The following is a 17,560-nucleotide window of genomic DNA, read 5'->3' on the forward strand; positions in this document are numbered from 1 at the left end:
CCATTTTCGCCCAACTTTGTAGAATGGAAGCCGGTGCACTTAGGTGTACCGGCATTTTTTTTGGCATAGAATCAACGAGACTTAGAATACCAGTTTCCCCAGCAAAACAGGATTGGTAATATCCTCCGCATTCAGTTCGTACTGCCTCAATTCACTGGCTCCAATAACCAGCAAATGATTGTCTCTGATGATGACATCAAAAGCGTCGATCTCAATGCCACCCAGCAAATCGGGCTCTGCAGGATTGGTCACGTCAAAAATACGCACCGTACCTGCATCTGTCACCAGCAGGTAGTTTTGGTAAAGGCCAAGGCCTATGGGACGATCCATTTCTACTGTGGTGAGCAATACCGGTTCCCGAGGATTTTTAGTATCATACACCTGAAGCTGATTGATATTACCCAAACACACCGCGTTGGTATGCAGGGTCACGTAGGTATAATCGCCGCTCGATACCACAGGATCACAACTGCGTACGTGCTGCACTTCAGAAAGCTTCAACGGAAACTTGGGATCTGAAATATCGTAGATAAACATACCCAGCCTGCTTCCCATAAACAAATACTCATCAAGCGCGTAAAGCGTTTCGATATCAAAACCAATGTATTTATCACCGGTCTTAACGGGTTTATCAGGATCTGTAATATCAAAAATATTCAAGGCCTGATCGTCTACCGTATAGAGGTAGTCTCCCACCAGAGCAAAACGGGCCAGGGAGCCACCCTGACCATCCCCACCGGCAGCGTCATTGGTTACCGCACTGGTATCACCCTCGCACGAAGTAAGGATCAAAACAAAAAGCAACAACGTGTATCCTATATTTTTCATGATCTAGTCTTCTTTTAGTTTATACCCCACGACAATCAACTCCTCTTCTACGCCATAATTTTCAGGACTTAAACCTTCGGGAGATATCAAAGCCGGAAACGCGTTCTGCTCCCGGTGTAGCAGCTTCAATTCATCAGCACCTCTTTCATAGCGAAAAGCGACAAGATCAATTAAATGATGCGAGTACATCGCGTTCCCCCGTATGGCCAGATCGGTACTCCCCGGAATGCTGATAAAAGCCAAAGATTGCGGATCGTCAGGATTGGTATTATCGAAGATGTGAAAACCTTCCTGCTTTTCATTGATGTACATCATGGCATCTTTGATGTAAATCTTTCCCGCCTTTTGTACGGGGCGCGAAGGCATCAGTTTTATAGTTTCTTCAAAATCGGCGCGGGTTTGCGTAATGGGCTCGTAGGCTATATAATAGGGATCTACAAGCTGATCCCCATCATCATCTGTTGTGTACCAGCAGGACTGCAACAGCAAGGCTACTCCAAAAAAAAGGAAGTACATGTGTTTCATAATGGATTGGTTTAGTTTAACTTATTTATTCAGAAGATGAGTTTTTATGCAAAAGGTTGCGTTTCAAAACTAAATAGCTAGGTATTTTAATCGAGAGGCCTGTAGCCGTTAAACTTATACTAATCTGCTTCTTGAAAAACCCGAAGGATATGAAAAACTTTAATTTCGTAAAAAACTACCTATGCGTAAATTATTCTACACACTAGCATTAGCAGTCGCTTTTACAGCCTGTAAAAATGATAGAAAGGTTTCTGAAGAGACCAAAGAAGATCTTGCCGACAACGGCAGCGTCACGGTTGAAACTACTGTGGGTCCTTTAGAACTTCCTGCTCCCTTTGCTTCCGAATCGGTTGCCAAAGAAAGCAAGGTGGTCGCCTGGCCCGAAGGCAAGACTCCCGTAGCCCCTGAAGGTTTTACAGTAACCCGCTTTGCAGATGAACTGCAACACCCACGATGGACCTACGTTGCGCCCAATAACGACATCTTCGTAGCCGAATCAAATACCCGTAATAGCGCCAATCAAATCACCCTGCTTCGCGATACCAACAGCGACGGAAGCGTTGATGAACGTTTTGTGTTTAAAGACGGACTCAATCAGAATTTTGGGATGCTGGTACTAGGTGACTATTTCTACATCGCCAATACAGACGGACTATACCGTTACCCGTATACCGAAGGTCAAACCAAACTGGAAGGCGAGGGCGAGAAAATCGTTGAACTTTCGGCCAGCGGTTACAACAACCATTGGACGCGTAACATCATCACCAACGAAGCTCAAGACAAAATATACATTTCGGTAGGTTCTGCCAGTAACGTAGGGGAACAGGGAATGGAGAAAGAGGAGCGTCGTGCGGTAATTTTAGAAGTAAACCCCGACGGAAGCGGCGAAATCACCTATGCCTCAGGATTGAGAAATCCCGTGGGAATGGACTGGAACCCCGTTACCGGCGAACTTTGGACCGCCGTAAACGAACGGGATGAATTGGGAAACAATCTGGTTCCTGATTACGCAACCAGTGTCAAAAAAGGCGGCTGGTACGGATGGCCGTACAGCTACTATGGCCAGATTAATGATCCACGCTGGGAAGAAGACCCGCATCAGGATTTGGTTGACAAGGCCATTGTTCCCGATGTACCTTTAGGTCCACACACTGCCTCTTTAGGATTTACCTTTTACACCGCAAATCAGTTTCCGGCTGAATATCAAAACGGAGCTTTTGTAGGTCAGCATGGTTCCTGGAATCGCGAACCCTTCTCGGGCTATAAAGTGGTTTTCATTCCCTTTGAAAACGGAAAGCCAAAACCGGCTGTTGATTTCCTTACCGGTTTTATCCCCGATGAAAACGGAAACGAAGTTTATGGTCGCCCGGTTGCAACTACCGTTGCTCCTGATGGCTCCTTGCTGGTTAACGATGACGACAGCGGTATAATCTGGAAGGTTTCAGCAAACTAGATGAAAAACCTCCTGCTGCTCTGTACCTTATTGCTTACGTCCCTTGGCTTTTCTCAGGAAGAAACAGCGACCGACTCGTTGACTCAACGCAATACCTTAGGCGAAATCCTGATTACCGCTACTCCGGTTCAAAACCAACTGCAGCGCGTTCCGGCGGCAGTGGCTGTAATCACCGCCCAAAATTTAGAGCGGGGTGATCAGCTTTCGGTGGCTAATGAGATCAATAAGATCCCCGGAATACAGATACAGCAGGGTGCGCTGAACACCAGCCGCATCAGCATTCGCGGTCTGGGTGCACGCAGTCAGTACTCCACAAACCGGGTAAAAGCGTATCTCGAGGGTATTCCACTTACTACCGGCGAGGGAGAAACGACTCTTGAAGATTTAGATCTCAGCCTCATCCAAAACATAGAAATCATCAAAGGTCCCGCGAGCAGCAGCTACGGTGCCGGTCTGGGAGGCGCAATGCTGCTTTCGGTTATAAAACCCAAAAAATCGGGTTTTGCGGTGCGTTCAAATGCTCTGGCAGGTTCGTACGGACTTTTTAAGACGGGGGTATCGGGCTTATATGCAGATGAGCAAACGCAAGGGCTTGTAAGCTACAACCACCTGGAACGCGACGGTTTTAGGGATAACAGCGGGTATAACCGCAACAGTCTTACGGCTTATGCCAAAACCCAGCTTAACGAAGTTTCAAGCCTTAGTTTTTTCGGGAATTACATTCGTCTCAAAGCCTACATTCCCAGTTCGATAAACGCAAATGACTTTAGAGAAACTCCGCAAAAGGCAGCCTTTACCTGGGCTCAGGCACGGGGTTATGAATCTTACGATAAAGTATTGGCAGGTCTGTCTTACGACTGGCAAATCAACGCTCAAAACCGCTGGACCACCAGTGTATTTACCAATACCCGCGACGGCTATGAGCCAAGACCTTTTGATATTCTGGACGAAAGCAGCCTTGCTTTCGGTATACGCAGCAATCTGAATTCTGAATTTTCGATTTTTCAGCTAAACGCGAAAAGCAGCGTTGGCGTAGAATATTTTGATGAACACTATAAAGCCGAATTGTTTGAGAATAACTACGAAAGCAATCCGGGTAACGGAAGCATTCAGGGAAACCGCTTTGCTGATCAGGAACAGGACCGAAAATACCTGAATCTTTTCGCCCAAATACAACTGCAATTTACAGAGCGGCTTACGGGCGATTTCGGCCTTAATTACAACCACAGCCGTTATATTCTGGAGGATATTTTAAACGAAAACGGCACAGACAATTCGGGCACCTATACCTATCCCCGCATATTTTTACCTCAGGCGGGACTGACCTACGAGGCTTTTACCGATAAGTTTATCTACGCGACCGTCGCCCGCGGGTTTTCACTGCCCACAGTTGCCGAAACCCTGACACCCGAAGGCGCCATCAATCCCGAAATCAAACCGGAAACCGGCGTAAATTATGAGCTCGGTTTTAAAGGGCAATGGTTACAAAAACGGCTCTATACCGAAGTAGCATTCTACACGGTGCAGGTTGACAATCTGCTGGTGGCAGAACGTGTGGGCAACGACCAGTATGTAGGCCGCAACGCCGGAAAAACCGATCACAACGGTTTAGAATTTTTCGCACAATACCGGGATTATGTAGGTGAAAACCTGATGCTTCAGCCCTACGCATCTGTAGCGCTAAACGACTATTCCTTCGAAAAGTTTACAGACCGGGACGTCGATTACAGCGGCAATGAGCTTACCGGCGTCGCAGACCGGGTGATTAATCTGGGCTTTGATGTGTCGTGGAAAAGCTGGAGCTTCAATACCAACTACCGCCACACCGGAAGTATTCCGCTTGACGATGCAAATAGTATTTACAGCGATTCGTATAATGTGGTGAATCTGCGTAGCGATTATGCCTTTGAGTTAGGCAAAATTTTAGACCTGAATGTATTTGGAGGCATCAACAACCTGTTTGACACAGACTACGCCGCTCAGATTTTACCCAACGCGACTGGCTTCGGAGGTAGTTTACCCCGATATTACTATCCCGGCGAACCGATTAATTTTTACCTGGGACTGAATTTTCAATTCTAAATTCAGAATTCAGAATTCAGAATTATTGAATAACCTAATAATCAATAACTTCAATTACTCCCGGGTTTCGCCAGCCCCTCTTGCTTATACTTTTTAATTTCGGCATTAAAGCTTTCACTAAGGGCAAGAAGTTCTTTCAACAGATCGAGTTGGTGCTCGGTTTCGAGCAGGATTCCATCCAGATTTACCGCGCCCACATATTCAAAAAAGAGATTTTGATATTCGGCTTCGATCTTAAGTTGTTCCCTTAAAAACTTCTGATCAAAATAGGCGTCAGTAGCAAATAACTGCTGAATGCGCTCATACGAGATCACTCCGTAATCCTTCTCCTTTTTCGAAGGATCTTTCTTAAACAAGCTTGCAAAGCGTTTGGCCAACATTATAAAATCGATACCCTGAGAAGTGTATTGCGGCCGGTAAGCCTGTGGATTGAGCTCATAATCCCTTTTGACAAGGTCATTAACCTTGGCTGTATATTCTTCCTGATTGAATTCTTTGGGCTTCGGCGCTTCGGTCAGGCGTACTTCGTCAAGTTCGTTGAGATTTTCATTCAATGCAACCACCCAGCGTTGCTCGAGTTGCTCTTGTTCCACAATAAAAACCTGAGTTTCCATAAAAGGCGCGCTAAACACGAGCGAATCATTCAGGCGGGCTGCGATACTAAAATCGCCCGCATCGGTAGTAACGGTCGACTTGTTCTGGGTACGGTTTTCCACCAAAACACCCGGCACACGCTTATCGCCGGCATAAACCTTACCCGAGGTATTTTGCGCTTTCGCGGCTGCGAAAATCAAAAAAGCAACAAAAAAAATAAGGTTTCTGATCATAAACAAGATGTAGACTTACTCTAAAGACCTGACTAGCGGACTTGCGTTGCAGTTTTCTAAATACGCACAGCATCAGGTACCAGCCCGGTGTAATCCCCACCATTACGAATAACGTCGCGCACAATTGAGGACGAAATATAACTCTTGCCTGAAGAGGTGAGTAAAAACACAGTCTCAATCTGCGCCAGTTTTCGGTTGGTATGGGCAATGGCCTTTTCAAACTCAAAATCCGCCGGATTGCGCAGACCCCGCAGAATAAAGCCGGAGTCGGTTTTGTTACAAAAATCTACGGTAAGCCCCTCGTAGGTCATCACCTTAATGCGGGATTCGTCTTTAAACGATTCCTTTAAAAAGTGTTCGCGTTGCTCAAGCGTAAACATGTATTTCTTTTCGGCATTAACCCCGATGGCGAGAATGATCTCATCAAAAAGCTTGAGCCCACGCTCAATGATGTCGTAATGCCCTAAGGTAAGGGGGTCAAATGATCCTGGAAATACTGCGCGTTTCATAAATAGGAATTCAAAATTCAAGGTTGAATATTAAAAGTACAAAAACAAGTGCGTTTAAAATCTGTTTACGGTTTGAGGTTTACGGTTACTTCAAGCTTGAAAACAGTTAAACCTTGGAAAACTTTAATCTTTTAGGTATTTTAAACACCTTACTCTTAACTCTGTGATACTAATTCTGAACCAATAAGTCTAAAATAAAAAACTGCATACTGAGACTGCCTGCTGAGACTACCTTCTGTTAATCGCCTGTTGAATAACATTATCAAATAAATCTGGGAGCGAAATCCCCGCAACCTTTGCCTGCTGTGGGATGATACTCGCCGGGCTAAGGCCCGGAGTGGTGTTCACTTCCAGAAAATGCGGTTCGCCGTGATGGAAAATAAATTCAGCTCGTGTAAGTCCCTTCAGCTTTAAAATTTTAAACACGCGTTCTGCTTCGCGCTGTACGGCTTCGGTCTGCTCTGGTGAAATGCGTGCCGGTGTGATCTCCTGAGACTTTCCGGCATATTTGGCCTCGTAATCAAAAAAATCATTCTCGCTCACAATTTCGGTGACCGGCAGGGCCGTGATTTTTCCGTTATAATTAATCACACCCACCGAAACTTCGGTCCCTTCCAAAAAGGATTCGATAATGATCTCGTCGTCTTCCTTAAACGAATTTTCTAACGCTGCTTCCAGATCTTCCACAGCATAAACCTTTGAAACCCCAAAGCTGCTCCCCGCTTTATTCGCTTTTACAAAACACGGCAAGCCCACCTTGCTGATGATTTCTTCGACATTGATGGCATCGCCCTGATTGATAAAATAATTGGTTGCTGTTTTAATTCCGTAAGCCCTAAGCACACTGATACAATCGCGTTTGTTAAAGGTTAACGCAGCTTCATAATAATTGCAGGCCGTCTGCGGAATATTAAGCAGACCTAAATACGCCTGAATACGCCCGTCTTCCCCGGGAGTACCGTGAATGGTATTGAATACACAGTCAAACTTGATTTTTGTCCCATCAAGAGTTATCGAAAAATCACTTTTATCTACCGGAATGGGTTTATGATCGGGGTGCGTACAATGCCATCCGTCTTTTAAAATGGAAATAGGATAAACGGTATATTTTGAAGGGTCGAGGTGTTTGCAAACGGTATTCCCGCTCATTTGTGAGATTGCGGCTTCACTTGAATAACCACCCATCAGGACCGCAATAGTTAACTTAGACATAGTAAAACGAAAGCTTAACGTTAGGTATTCTTTACGGCCCCAAAGAACGCCAATTTTAGAATAAATAGGCAAAAAAAATGATTGTAATTGAGCTTCAGCTTAAATTAAGTTAAGTTTGCAAACGCATTCAGACTCCCTAAATAAGGCACGCATACGTTTTAGAAGAGGTTGTCGTTTTAAACTAAATCAAAGGGCTTTAAGAAGCACAGTTATATGGGATTTTTTAAATTTTTATTCAGTAAAACCTTTTTAAAACAACTGCTTTTCGCAGTACTTGTTTTAGTCGTTTTAGGTTTTGGCGTGGTATTTTGGTTAGACAGTTCAACCAATCACGACCAGCGTATTGCGGTACCTGACCTCAGCAAAATGACGTTAAGCCTTGTGGAACAGGAACTCGAGAATGCAGATTTACGCTATGTGGTCATAGACTCCTCAAACTTTAATCCCGACTACCCCAGATATTCGGTAATCGAACAAAACCCGGCGCCGGGTAAATTTGTAAAGGAGGACCGAAAGATCTATCTCGTGCTCAACCCATCGGGCTATCGTGAGATTACGCTACCCCAATTGGTAGGCCGTACCCAGCGCCAGGTAGAACCTACGCTTTTGGCTTTAGGTTTTAAGATTGGCAAAATAGATTTACGTGATCACATTTCTGAAGATGAAGTGCTGGAGCTGCGCCACGACGGTAAAACCTTAAAAGAAGGTGATGCCCTGCGTAAAACCTCGGTAATTGATTTGGTTGTAGGGAACGGGAAGGGGCGTTATATTCCGGAAGATAGCGGGTCTATGGACAATTATGATGGGGATTACGTTCCTGAAGATGAATTTATGGATGAGGAAGCTACAGACGATGCAGGAATTTAAAACCGAAGATCCCGAAGAAGGAGACGACGACCTGTATGAGCATTACAGCTTTACTGCCGGAAAAGGACAGGAACCGCTGCGTGTAGATAAATTTCTGATGAATTTTATCGAAAAAGCCACGCGAAATAAAATACAGCAGGCCGCCAAAAATGGAAACATTGAAGTTAATGGCGCTGTGGTTAAACAAAATTATAAGGTAAAAGCCGGCGATGTTGTACGGGTTTTGTTTGAACACCCGCCCTACGAGTTTTTACTAACGCCCGAAAACATTGCGCTTGACATTGTTTATGAAGATGACACTTTGTTAGTTGTAAACAAGCCGGCAGGAATGGTGGTACACCCCGGTCACGGAAACTACAGCGGTACGCTTATCAATGCACTGATTTATCATTTCGAAAATTTACCCGAAAACAGCAGCGGCCGCCCCGGCCTGGTGCATCGTATTGATAAGGACACCAGTGGTCTGCTTGTAGTAGCCAAGACCGAAGAAGGCATGACCCATCTGGCCAAGCAGTTTTTTGATAAGACCAGTGAACGCGAGTACATCGCTTTGGTTTGGGGAAATGTAGAAGCAGACAGCGGTACAGTGGAAGGGCATATAGGTCGTCATCCCAAAAACCGCCTGCAGAACACAGTTTATGAAGATGGTTCGCAGGGTAAAGAAGCCGTAACCCATTATAAAGTCATAGAGCGCCTGGGTTATGTCACTTTAATAAGCTGCAAGCTGGAGACCGGTAGAACACACCAGATCCGGGTGCATATGAAGTATATAGGTCATACCCTATTTAACGATGCGCGTTATGGTGGTGATGCGATACTTAAGGGAACGACCTTTAGCAAATACAAGCAGTTTGTAGAAAATTGCTTCACGGCTTTACCCAGACAGGCCCTACACGCAAAAACATTAGGCTTTGAACATCCTAAAACCGGCGAATGGCTGCGCTTTGACAGTGTAATACCCGAAGATATGGTCGCCTGTATAGAGAAATGGCGTACCTATTCAAAGCACGCGCTCGAGTAAGCAAATCTGTTTCAATACCTTTGTGTTATGTTTGATTTTATACCCGAAAGTTTACAACCTATTCTGATCATCGTTATCCTTGCGGTGCTGTTTTTTGTCGTGATGGCAAATAACCGTAAAAACCAAAGCAAGCTGCGCGAACACAAGAAACGTAACTTTAGAGCAGATTATCAAAGACGCAAAGCAGAGCGCGAAAAATCCCGCGAAGACTAAGCTAAAAAACACACCCGTGAAAATTTATACTAAAACAGGAGATGATGGCACCACCGCCCTTTTTGGCGGCACCCGCGTTTCTAAACATCACATACGCATAGACAGTTATGGTACGCTTGACGAACTCAATTCGCACCTGGGTTTATTACGCGATCAGGAAATTGATCAACACAGCAAGGCGATACTTTTAAAAATTCAGGAAAAGCTTTTTGTGATTGGAGCTATTTTGGCCACAGATCCTGAAAAGGAAATGCTGAAAAATGGCAAAAAACGTCTGGATATTAAACGTATCTCTGACGAAGACGTCAATATATTAGAAAGCGAAATGGACGCGATGGATGAAACCCTCCCTCCTATGACGCATTTCATTTTACCGGGCGGACATCAAACCGTGTCATTCTGTCACGTAGCGAGATCGGTTTGTCGCAGAGCAGAGCGCTTAGCCACAGCACTTTATCAGCACAGCCCTTTTGAGGCAAATGCCTTAAAGTACCTAAACCGCCTATCTGACTATCTATTTGTGCTGGCACGTTTCTTGTCAAAACAGGTACAGGCAGAAGAAATTAAATGGATTCCTGAAAAGGAGATTTAATCATTTGATATTCAACAAAAAAAAGTCTTTAACGCCAATAATTACAGGTAGTTATAAACGTTCTTAAAAATAGTTTTGAAATAATTGATAATTTACTTGGTTATTACGTTAATAAATTTATTTTTGCAAAAAATTAAACACGTTAACTTATGTACTGGACATTAGAACTAGCTTCTCACCTGAGTGACGCACCCTGGCCTGCAACCAAAGATGAATTGATTGATTATGCGATTAGAACAGGAGCACCCCTGGAGGTTGTAGAAAACTTGCAGTCTATGGAAGATGAAGGTGACTCGTATGATTCTATCGATGAGATATGGCCAGACTATCCGTCTGATGACGACTACCTCTGGAATGAGGATGAATATTAATAGTTACCACAGGTAAACCTAATAAAAGTCTCGCTTTGAGGCTTTTTTTTTGCTTAAATTTGAACCCGTTTTCACAGGAAATAAGCCTGTTTAAACACCTTAAAATTGTAAACTCACATCAAAATCTAGTTAGGTTTTGAGTACAACATAAAGCCTGCTCCGTCAGGCATACTGAAATTAATCAACCGGGCAAAACCGCATACACAGCGCTATTGCTTCGGAAAAAATGCAAACCAGTTATGGGATTATTAGATAAAGTTTTAAAGGTTTTTGTAGGAGACAAATCAAAACAGGATGTCGCTTCCATTCAGCCTATTGTAGATAAAATCAAAAGTTTTGAAGCCGAGCTTGAAAAACTTTCACACGATGAACTTAGAGCCAAGACTACAGCTTTTAAAGCTAAAATAGCTGATGCCCTTGCAGACAATAATGCGGAGCGCCTAAAACTGGAAGCTGAGGCTGATGAGACTGAAGACATCGACCGTAAAGAAGAGATTTATACGCAGGTTGACAAGCTCAAAGACGAAGCTTACGAAATCAGTGAAAACATCTTAAATGAAATTCTCCCCGAAGCATTTGCAGTCGTTAAAGAAACCGCCAAACGCTTTTTCCACAATGAAACCATAACCGTTACCGCCAGCGCCTTTGATCGCGAACTGAGCGCAGAAAAGGATTTTGTTACCCTTGAAGGCGACAATGCCCTTTGGTCTAACAGCTGGGATGCCGCAGGAAAACCCATCACCTGGGATATGATTCACTACGATGTGCAGCTCATAGGTGGTGTGGCAATGCACCAGGGTAAAATCGCAGAGATGCAAACGGGTGAAGGTAAAACCCTTGTGGCTACGCTTCCGGTGTATTTAAATGCACTTACCGGAAAAGGAGTTCACCTCGTAACTGTAAACGACTATCTTGCCAAGCGTGATAGCGCCTGGATGGCACCGCTGTTCAACTTCCACGGACTTACCGTTGACTGTATTGATTATCACAGACCCAATTCCGCAGCACGACGCAAAGCGTACGCCGCAGACATCACCTACGGTACCAATAATGAATTTGGTTTTGACTACCTGCGTGATAATATGGCGCACGCGCCAAACGATCTGGTACAACGCGAGCACAACTACGCCATCGTCGATGAGGTCGACTCGGTATTAGTTGATGATGCCCGTACGCCGCTTATTATTTCAGGACCGGTACCTAAAGGCGATCAGCACGAGTTTGATGCCTTAAAACCTAAGATTGAAAGTCTGGTTAACCTACAGCGTCAAAACCTCACCGGGGTATTGGCAGAGGCTAAAAAATTAATCGCCGCCGGAGATACCAAAGAAGGAGCGATCTTATTGCTTCGCGTATATCGCGGTCTTCCGAAAAACAAAGCGCTTATCAAGTATTTGAGTGAAGAGGGAATCCGTCAGTTGCTTCAGAAAACTGAAAATCATTATATGCAGGACAACAATCGCGAAATGCACGTGATTGATGCCGAATTATACTTCACGATTGATGAGAAAAACAATCAAATAGAACTTACTGATAAAGGTATCGAACACCTTTCCGGAAAAGACGATCCTAATTTCTTCGTCATGCCCGAAATGGGAATGGAAATCAGTAAGATCGAAAACGCCAATCTCACTCCTGAAGAAGAGGCTCAGAAAAAAGAAGAACTGTTCCGTGAGTTCAGCATCAAGAGTGAGCGTATTCACACGATGAACCAGTTGCTTAAAGCCTATACCCTGTTTGAAAAAGACACCGAGTATGTGGTGATTGACAACAAGGTGAAAATCGTTGATGAGCAAACCGGTCGTATTATGGACGGGCGTCGTTATAGCGATGGTCTGCACCAGGCGATTGAAGCTAAAGAAAATGTAAAGATTGAAGATGCTACTCAGACTTTTGCAACCGTAACCCTTCAAAATTACTTTAGAATGTACCGCAAACTCAGCGGTATGACCGGTACTGCGGTAACTGAAGCCGGTGAATTCTGGGAAATCTACAAGCTCGATGTGGTAGAAATCCCAACCAACCGTCCTATTGCCCGTGATGATAAAGACGACAAGGTTTACAAGACCAAACGCGAAAAATACAATGCGGTAATTGATGAAGTACAGAATCTGGTAGAGCAAAACAGACCGGTACTTATTGGTACCACTTCGGTAGAAATATCGGAATTGCTAAGCCGTATGCTTTCGCTTCGCAAAATCAGCCACAACGTATTGAACGCGAAACTGCATAAAAAAGAGGCCGACATTGTTGCTGACGCAGGTAACTCGGGTCAGGTAACCATCGCCACAAACATGGCCGGTCGGGGTACCGATATTAAACTAAGTAAGGCGGTAAAAGAAGCCGGTGGTCTGGCCATCATAGGTACAGAACGTCACGACTCCCGCCGCGTTGACCGCCAGTTGCGTGGTCGTTCGGGACGTCAGGGAGATCCCGGTAGTTCACAATTCTACGTATCGCTTGAAGATAACCTGATGCGCCTTTTTGGTTCTGAACGTATCGCCAAGATGATGGACCGTATGGGTCTTAAAGAAGGCGAAGTGATTCAGCACGGAATGATTTCAAAATCTATAGAGCGCGCTCAGAAAAAAGTGGAAGAGAACAACTTTGGCGTACGTAAGCGACTGCTGGAGTATGATGATGTGATGAACGCCCAGCGTGAAGTGATTTACAAGCGTCGGTACCACGCTTTATTTGGAGAGCGTCTACGCGTAGATATCGCAAATATGATTTACGATACCTGTGAGCTGATTGCAGAGACCAATAAAATGGCTCAGGATTACAAGAATTTTGAGTTTGAATTGATCCGTTTCTTCTCGATGAGCAGTCCGGTTGAAGAAGCCGAGTTTGCAAAGCTTTCTGCGAAAGATTTAGCGGTGCGTATTTACGATGCGGCCTTAAAACACTATCGCGAAAAAATGGAGCGCAACGCGGCTATTGCTTTCCCGATCATCAGTAATGTGTATGAAAACCCAAACAGCAACTACGAGCGTATTGTTGTACCGTTCTCAGACGGAAACAAAGAACTGAAGGTTGTAACTAACCTGAAAGACGCCTATGAATCTAAAGGTAAACAGCTGATCACCGATTTTGAGAAGAACATCACCCTTGCCATCATTGATGATGCCTGGAAAACGCATTTGCGTAAGATGGATGAATTGAAGCAAAGTGTGCAGCTGGCTGTTCACGAGCAGAAAGATCCCTTGCTTATCTATAAGTTTGAAGCTTTTGAACTCTTTAAGCAAATGATTGATCAGGTAAACAAAGATGTGATTTCATTCCTGTTTAAAGGCGAATTGCCGGTGCAGCAGGAAAATCAAATCCGTGAGGCCCGTCAAACCCAGCAAACCGAGAAAACACAAACTTCTAAGGAAGAAATCCCGAATCTGGATGAGCGTGCGGCTCAAAGTCGTGCTGCAAGTGGAAACACACAACCGCAACGTCAGCAGATCACCGAAACCATTACCCGTGAGCGACCCAAAATAGGTCGTAACGATAAGGTGACGATCAAGCACGTGATGAATGGGGAAAATAAAACCATGAAGTACAAACAGGCCATTCCGCTTTTAGATAAAGGCGACTGGGTGCTGGTAGAAGAATAGACCTATTCTTCCCCAAATAATTCAGAAGCCCGAAGATTCTCTTCGGGCTTTTTTCTGTTTGAAATTCAATCGATTACCTGCAAATAAATACTTAACACTAACTTAATATTGAGGTTTGTGGTGCTATTACATAAACCTTATTTTCGCTCAAAATCTGAATCAAATTGTTTTCAAAAGAACGCCTGCATAACGAATTACTGAACGCGACCAATATGAACGCGGTAGAACTGCGCGCCTGGTTGCGTACCGATATTGCGCCCATAACCGTGGCCAACTACAAAGACGCTCCATCGCTGGATCTGTCAAACAAACTGTTGCGCATTTTAATGAAAACAACAGACGAGCTTACCCGTACCGATTGCCTGATCATTCAAAGTGTACTGCAACGTATCAAATACCTGAAAGCTAACCGCTCCCGCGATTCCTTTTTGCGTTTAGACTGGGAAAACAGTTTACGCAATCTGGGTTATGACCTTAAAAAAACGACATCAGGTATTCAAAAAACAAAGACCTACTTTTAAAATCGGGTTTCCTACTCTTGTGAATTATAGTATCTTAGAGGAAACAACCTCGGGCTTGTTCACGAGGCATTCTTTGAAAGTAGTTTTTAGTTTCCCGGCAGGCTTCAGGATATAGTATTCTTTGGCAATGCCTATAAAATTTTAGGGATGATTTCGTTTAGACTTGAATTTAAATGGGCGGTGATTTATACCTTCTTCCTGTTTATCTGGATGATTTTTGAAGTTCAGATGGGCTGGCACGACGCGCTAATTGCCCAACATCATCTTTACACCCTGTTTTTCTATATTCCCGCTGCACTAATTTACTATTTGGCACTTACCGATAAGCGCAATAACTTTTACGGTGGCATTATGAGCTACCGCCAGGGTTTTCTGGCCGGCCTGGTGATAACTTTATGTATCGCACTTCTTGCCGCCCCGGCTCAATACATCATCAGCACCTGGATTACACCCGATTATTTTGAAAATGTAAAAGCTTATGCCGTGCAAGCCGGCAAGACCACGCCTGAAGAAGCAGAAGCCTTTTTCAACCTCAAAAGCTATATGATTCAGTCTGTAGCGGGCAGTCTGGCGATTGGACTTCTGTTTAGTGCCGTTTTACCGCTATTAGTCAAGCGGAAATAAGCATTTTAGCCTCTAGCTTTTTCATACAAAACGTATTTTTACGGTATGAATAAAGACTTAAAACTCATCTGCTCAGATATTGACGGCACCCTATTAAATGCTGATCGTGATATCGCTCCTGAAACGGCTTCGGCCTTTGGCAAACTTCCAAAAGATTTCCCGGTGATTCTGGCCTCGTCAAGAATGCCGTCGGCTATGTATTACCTGCAGGAAAAAATTGGCCGATATGGCAGTCCGCTTATTTGCTATAATGGCGCATTGGTTTTAGATGAAGACGGAAAGACCCTGCAATCACATATGGTATCTCTTGAACTGCTAAATACCATTATTGAGCATCACAAGGATTACGATTACAACATCAGTACACATTGCACCGATACCTGGCGCACCGAAAAAATGGATTACTGGACGATGCGTGAAATACGCAGCACCCGTATGCAACCCGTTTATGTACCACTAAAAGACCTTATCGCTTCTCTTGAAGCCGTAGAGGAGCAACCCCATAAAATCATGTGTATGGGCTCTCCTAAAGCCCTGGACAGCCTAATTGAGCTTTTAAAGGAACGACATCCCAATGAAGCACATTTATACCGCTCGAAGGATAGTTATGTTGAGATTTCAGCAAAAAATATTGATAAAAGTACTGCCCTGGAAGATTTGATAAAAAACAAATACAATCTGGAATTAGGTAACGTTATGGCTTTTGGAGATAATTTCAACGATACCCAACTCCTTAAACGAGCGGGTATGGGCGTCGCGATGGCAAATGCAGCGCAGGAAGTAAAAGATGCTGCAGACTATGTTAGTGAATATACAAACAAGCAGCACGCAGTGGCTAAAGCCATCGAAAAATTCTTAATATCCTAAAGTAATGACAGAGTCAAAAAACTAATAGCAGCAAGCGGAAAGTCTTTTGAACAAGATTTAGCTTTATAAAAAAAGAGGCACACTCCAACCAAAAAGTGCGCCTCTCAAACAACCTAACCAATAATCTTAAATATCGTTCTGAATATAATTCTTGTAATTATTCACTTTAATTTTTGCCCCCAGATCGTGCATCAGGTTATATAAACCGAAAAACGTGCGGTTGATATAGAGAAAATGCTTGCTGCCACGATTACCATTCATTTTTCGAAGTTGGGTATCTTTTGAGTATTTATCACTCAAATCGGCTATTCTAGCAAAGAATGTCTCATCACTAAAATCAAACGTATCGAGGTGAAAGGGCTGAGTAAATAAACTCAGCATTTCGTGAAATAATTCGGAAAAGAATTTAAGTTCTTCAGGGGAATCCTCTTCGCGAAGTATTTCGAGTTCAAACATTTTCTCTGTAAAAACCTCGGGGTTATTGATATTTTCTGGGTCCGCCAGTTCAAAATACGGCGTATAAAATTCTTCAGGCACTTGTTTGATGCAACCAAAATCTATGGCGATTAAATTGTGCTCCTCATCTACTAAAAAGTTACCGGGATGCGGATCTGCGTGCACCGCTTTAAGGTGGTGCATTTGATACATATAAAAATCCCAAAGTGTTTGTCCTACCTGATCTGCGGCCTCTTTATCGGTATTACGCGCTGTAAACTCACTCAGGTGCTCCCCTTCCATCCAGTCCATCGTAATAATACGTTCACTGGAAAGTTCGGGATAATACTGCGGAAACTTCAAGTTTGGAATAACACTGCATTTCTCAGTGATTTCCTGACTTTGTTTGACTTCGAGAACGTAATCAGTCTCTTCGAGAAGCTTATCTTCAACCTCCTTAAAATACTTTTCTTTATCCTTTCCTTTTAAATTAAACATCCTGCTAGCGACCGGCTTCACTAGAGCCAGGTCGCTGCTGATGCTGTCTGCAACGCCGGGATATTGTATTTTCACAGCAAGTTTTTTCCCATCTTTCGTGGCCTGATGCACCTGTCCGATGCTGGCCGCATTAACGCTTTGGGTTGCAAACGTATCGTATAATTCTTCAGGATATTTATTCAAATAATTTTTAAAAGTCTTTCTAACCAAAGCTGCACTTAATGGGGGAACTGAAAATTGAGACAGCGAAAATTTTTCAACATAAGCTTTGGGCAAAATATTCTTTTCCATACTCAGCATTTGCGCTACTTTAAGCGCACTGCCTTTCAAGCTTTTCAATCCATCATAGATATCTTCTGCATTCTCATCATCAAGCTCCTCCCGTGTCAATTCGGAATTAAAAGCCTTTTTGCCATAATATTTGGCATAGTTACCACCTACTTTAATACCCGTCTTCACCAGCTGCGAAGCCCGTTGGATCTTATTTGTTGGTATGTAATCGATGGTTTTCAT

The 17,560-nt window shown here is 43.8% G+C and carries 17 protein-coding genes; 11 read left to right on the top strand and 6 right to left on the bottom strand.

What is annotated here, in order from left to right:
* Positions 1 to 81: 81 nt before the first annotated feature.
* Both CJ305_RS15885 and CJ305_RS15890 read right to left on the bottom strand, forming a co-directional pair.
* On the bottom strand, positions 82 to 828 hold the full coding sequence (locus CJ305_RS15885; protein ID WP_099647285.1) for an LVIVD repeat-containing protein: 747 nt from the start codon (positions 826 to 828) through the stop codon (positions 82 to 84).
* Positions 829 to 831: 3 nt separating this feature from the next.
* Positions 832 to 1,353 carry a hypothetical protein gene (locus CJ305_RS15890; protein ID WP_099647286.1) on the bottom strand — a complete coding sequence of 174 codons (522 nt, stop codon included), beginning with the start codon at positions 1,351 to 1,353 and terminating at the stop codon, positions 832 to 834.
* 181 nt (positions 1,354 to 1,534) lie between these two features.
* On the opposite strand from CJ305_RS15890, the gene CJ305_RS15895 reads away from it, so the two are divergent.
* Positions 1,535 to 2,806, top strand: a complete 1,272-nt coding sequence (locus tag CJ305_RS15895) for a PQQ-dependent sugar dehydrogenase (RefSeq protein WP_099647287.1) — start codon at positions 1,535 to 1,537, stop codon at positions 2,804 to 2,806.
* On the top strand, positions 2,807 to 4,888 hold the full coding sequence (locus CJ305_RS15900) for a TonB-dependent receptor family protein (RefSeq protein WP_099647288.1): 2,082 nt from the start codon (positions 2,807 to 2,809) through the stop codon (positions 4,886 to 4,888). It begins immediately after the preceding gene.
* Positions 4,889 to 4,938: 50 nt separating this feature from the next.
* Here the strand turns inward: CJ305_RS15900 and CJ305_RS15905 are convergent, their stop codons facing one another.
* From CJ305_RS15905 to CJ305_RS15915, 3 genes are all read right to left on the bottom strand, one after another.
* Positions 4,939 to 5,715 carry a hypothetical protein gene (locus tag CJ305_RS15905; RefSeq protein ID WP_099647289.1) on the bottom strand — a complete coding sequence of 259 codons (777 nt, stop codon included), beginning with the start codon at positions 5,713 to 5,715 and terminating at the stop codon, positions 4,939 to 4,941.
* Positions 5,716 to 5,771: 56 nt separating this feature from the next.
* Complete coding sequence (coaD, locus tag CJ305_RS15910; protein WP_099647290.1) at positions 5,772 to 6,224, bottom strand: pantetheine-phosphate adenylyltransferase; 453 nt, start codon at positions 6,222 to 6,224, stop codon at positions 5,772 to 5,774.
* A gap of 228 nt (positions 6,225 to 6,452) precedes the next feature.
* Positions 6,453 to 7,436 (bottom strand): D-alanine--D-alanine ligase, encoded by a 984-nt coding sequence (locus CJ305_RS15915; RefSeq protein ID WP_099647291.1) that lies wholly within the window; start codon positions 7,434 to 7,436, stop codon positions 6,453 to 6,455.
* A 213-nt stretch (positions 7,437 to 7,649) separates the two neighbouring features.
* On the opposite strand from CJ305_RS15915, the gene CJ305_RS15920 reads away from it, so the two are divergent.
* The 9 genes from CJ305_RS15920 (at position 7,650) to CJ305_RS15960 (ending at position 16,114) form a co-directional block, all read left to right on the top strand.
* Positions 7,650 to 8,303: a PASTA domain-containing protein gene (locus CJ305_RS15920; RefSeq protein ID WP_099647292.1), complete on the top strand. Its 654-nt coding sequence runs from the start codon at positions 7,650 to 7,652 to the stop codon at positions 8,301 to 8,303.
* Positions 8,272 to 9,324, top strand: coding sequence for an RluA family pseudouridine synthase (locus CJ305_RS15925; protein ID WP_394340054.1), 1,053 nt, complete (start codon positions 8,272 to 8,274; stop codon positions 9,322 to 9,324). Before CJ305_RS15920 ends, CJ305_RS15925 begins: the two co-directional genes overlap by 32 nt.
* 27 nt (positions 9,325 to 9,351) lie before the next feature.
* Entirely contained in the window at positions 9,352 to 9,537 is a 186-nt protein-coding gene (locus CJ305_RS15930) for a hypothetical protein (RefSeq protein ID WP_099647294.1), read from the top strand.
* A 16-nt stretch (positions 9,538 to 9,553) separates the two neighbouring features.
* Positions 9,554 to 10,129 (top strand): cob(I)yrinic acid a,c-diamide adenosyltransferase, encoded by a 576-nt coding sequence (locus CJ305_RS15935; protein WP_099647295.1) that lies wholly within the window; start codon positions 9,554 to 9,556, stop codon positions 10,127 to 10,129.
* Between the two features lie 149 nt (positions 10,130 to 10,278).
* Positions 10,279 to 10,500, top strand: coding sequence for a DUF2795 domain-containing protein (locus CJ305_RS15940; RefSeq protein ID WP_028374482.1), 222 nt, complete (start codon positions 10,279 to 10,281; stop codon positions 10,498 to 10,500).
* Positions 10,501 to 10,739: 239 nt separating this feature from the next.
* Positions 10,740 to 14,102, top strand: coding sequence for a preprotein translocase subunit SecA (secA, locus tag CJ305_RS15945; RefSeq protein WP_099647296.1), 3,363 nt, complete (start codon positions 10,740 to 10,742; stop codon positions 14,100 to 14,102).
* A gap of 164 nt (positions 14,103 to 14,266) precedes the next feature.
* Positions 14,267 to 14,623, top strand: a complete 357-nt coding sequence (locus tag CJ305_RS15950; RefSeq protein ID WP_099647297.1) for a DUF3140 domain-containing protein — start codon at positions 14,267 to 14,269, stop codon at positions 14,621 to 14,623.
* Between the two features lie 147 nt (positions 14,624 to 14,770).
* Positions 14,771 to 15,247, top strand: a complete 477-nt coding sequence (locus CJ305_RS15955) for a DUF4199 domain-containing protein (protein ID WP_099647298.1) — start codon at positions 14,771 to 14,773, stop codon at positions 15,245 to 15,247.
* Between the two features lie 45 nt (positions 15,248 to 15,292).
* Positions 15,293 to 16,114 carry a Cof-type HAD-IIB family hydrolase gene (locus CJ305_RS15960; protein WP_223248897.1) on the top strand — a complete coding sequence of 274 codons (822 nt, stop codon included), beginning with the start codon at positions 15,293 to 15,295 and terminating at the stop codon, positions 16,112 to 16,114.
* A 126-nt stretch (positions 16,115 to 16,240) separates the two neighbouring features.
* Here CJ305_RS15960 and CJ305_RS15965 read toward each other — a convergent pair whose 3' ends face one another.
* Positions 16,241 to 17,560, bottom strand: a complete 1,320-nt coding sequence (locus CJ305_RS15965; protein WP_099647299.1) for an ABC1 kinase family protein — start codon at positions 17,558 to 17,560, stop codon at positions 16,241 to 16,243.

The organism is Leeuwenhoekiella nanhaiensis, from assembly GCF_002744755.1.
Classification (GTDB): Bacteria; Bacteroidota; Bacteroidia; order Flavobacteriales; family Flavobacteriaceae; genus Leeuwenhoekiella; species Leeuwenhoekiella nanhaiensis.

Excerpts from the sequence above, each read along its gene's own strand:
- CJ305_RS15915 (WP_099647291.1), bottom strand. The coding sequence starts at position 7,436 with ATGTCTAAGTTAACTATTGCGGTCCTGATGGGTGGTTATTCAAGTGAA.
- CJ305_RS15930 (WP_099647294.1), top strand. The coding sequence starts at position 9,352 with ATGTTTGATTTTATACCCGAAAGTTTACAACCTATTCTGATCATCGTT.
- CJ305_RS15925 (WP_394340054.1), top strand. The coding sequence starts at position 8,272 with ATGAGGAAGCTACAGACGATGCAGGAATTTAAAACCGAAGATCCCGAA.
- CJ305_RS15960 (WP_223248897.1), top strand. The coding sequence starts at position 15,293 with ATGAATAAAGACTTAAAACTCATCTGCTCAGATATTGACGGCACCCTA.
- CJ305_RS15940 (WP_028374482.1), top strand. The coding sequence starts at position 10,279 with ATGTACTGGACATTAGAACTAGCTTCTCACCTGAGTGACGCACCCTGG.
- coaD (WP_099647290.1), bottom strand. The coding sequence starts at position 6,224 with ATGAAACGCGCAGTATTTCCAGGATCATTTGACCCCCTTACCTTAGGG.
- CJ305_RS15920 (WP_099647292.1), top strand. The coding sequence starts at position 7,650 with ATGGGATTTTTTAAATTTTTATTCAGTAAAACCTTTTTAAAACAACTG.
- CJ305_RS15895 (WP_099647287.1), top strand. The coding sequence starts at position 1,535 with ATGCGTAAATTATTCTACACACTAGCATTAGCAGTCGCTTTTACAGCC.
- CJ305_RS15965 (WP_099647299.1), bottom strand. The coding sequence starts at position 17,560 with ATGAAAACCATCGATTACATACCAACAAATAAGATCCAACGGGCTTCG.
- CJ305_RS15905 (WP_099647289.1), bottom strand. The coding sequence starts at position 5,715 with ATGATCAGAAACCTTATTTTTTTTGTTGCTTTTTTGATTTTCGCAGCC.
- CJ305_RS15890 (WP_099647286.1), bottom strand. The coding sequence starts at position 1,353 with ATGAAACACATGTACTTCCTTTTTTTTGGAGTAGCCTTGCTGTTGCAG.
- CJ305_RS15885 (WP_099647285.1), bottom strand. The coding sequence starts at position 828 with ATGAAAAATATAGGATACACGTTGTTGCTTTTTGTTTTGATCCTTACT.
- secA (WP_099647296.1), top strand. The coding sequence starts at position 10,740 with ATGGGATTATTAGATAAAGTTTTAAAGGTTTTTGTAGGAGACAAATCA.
- CJ305_RS15955 (WP_099647298.1), top strand. The coding sequence starts at position 14,771 with ATGATTTCGTTTAGACTTGAATTTAAATGGGCGGTGATTTATACCTTC.
- CJ305_RS15900 (WP_099647288.1), top strand. The coding sequence starts at position 2,807 with ATGAAAAACCTCCTGCTGCTCTGTACCTTATTGCTTACGTCCCTTGGC.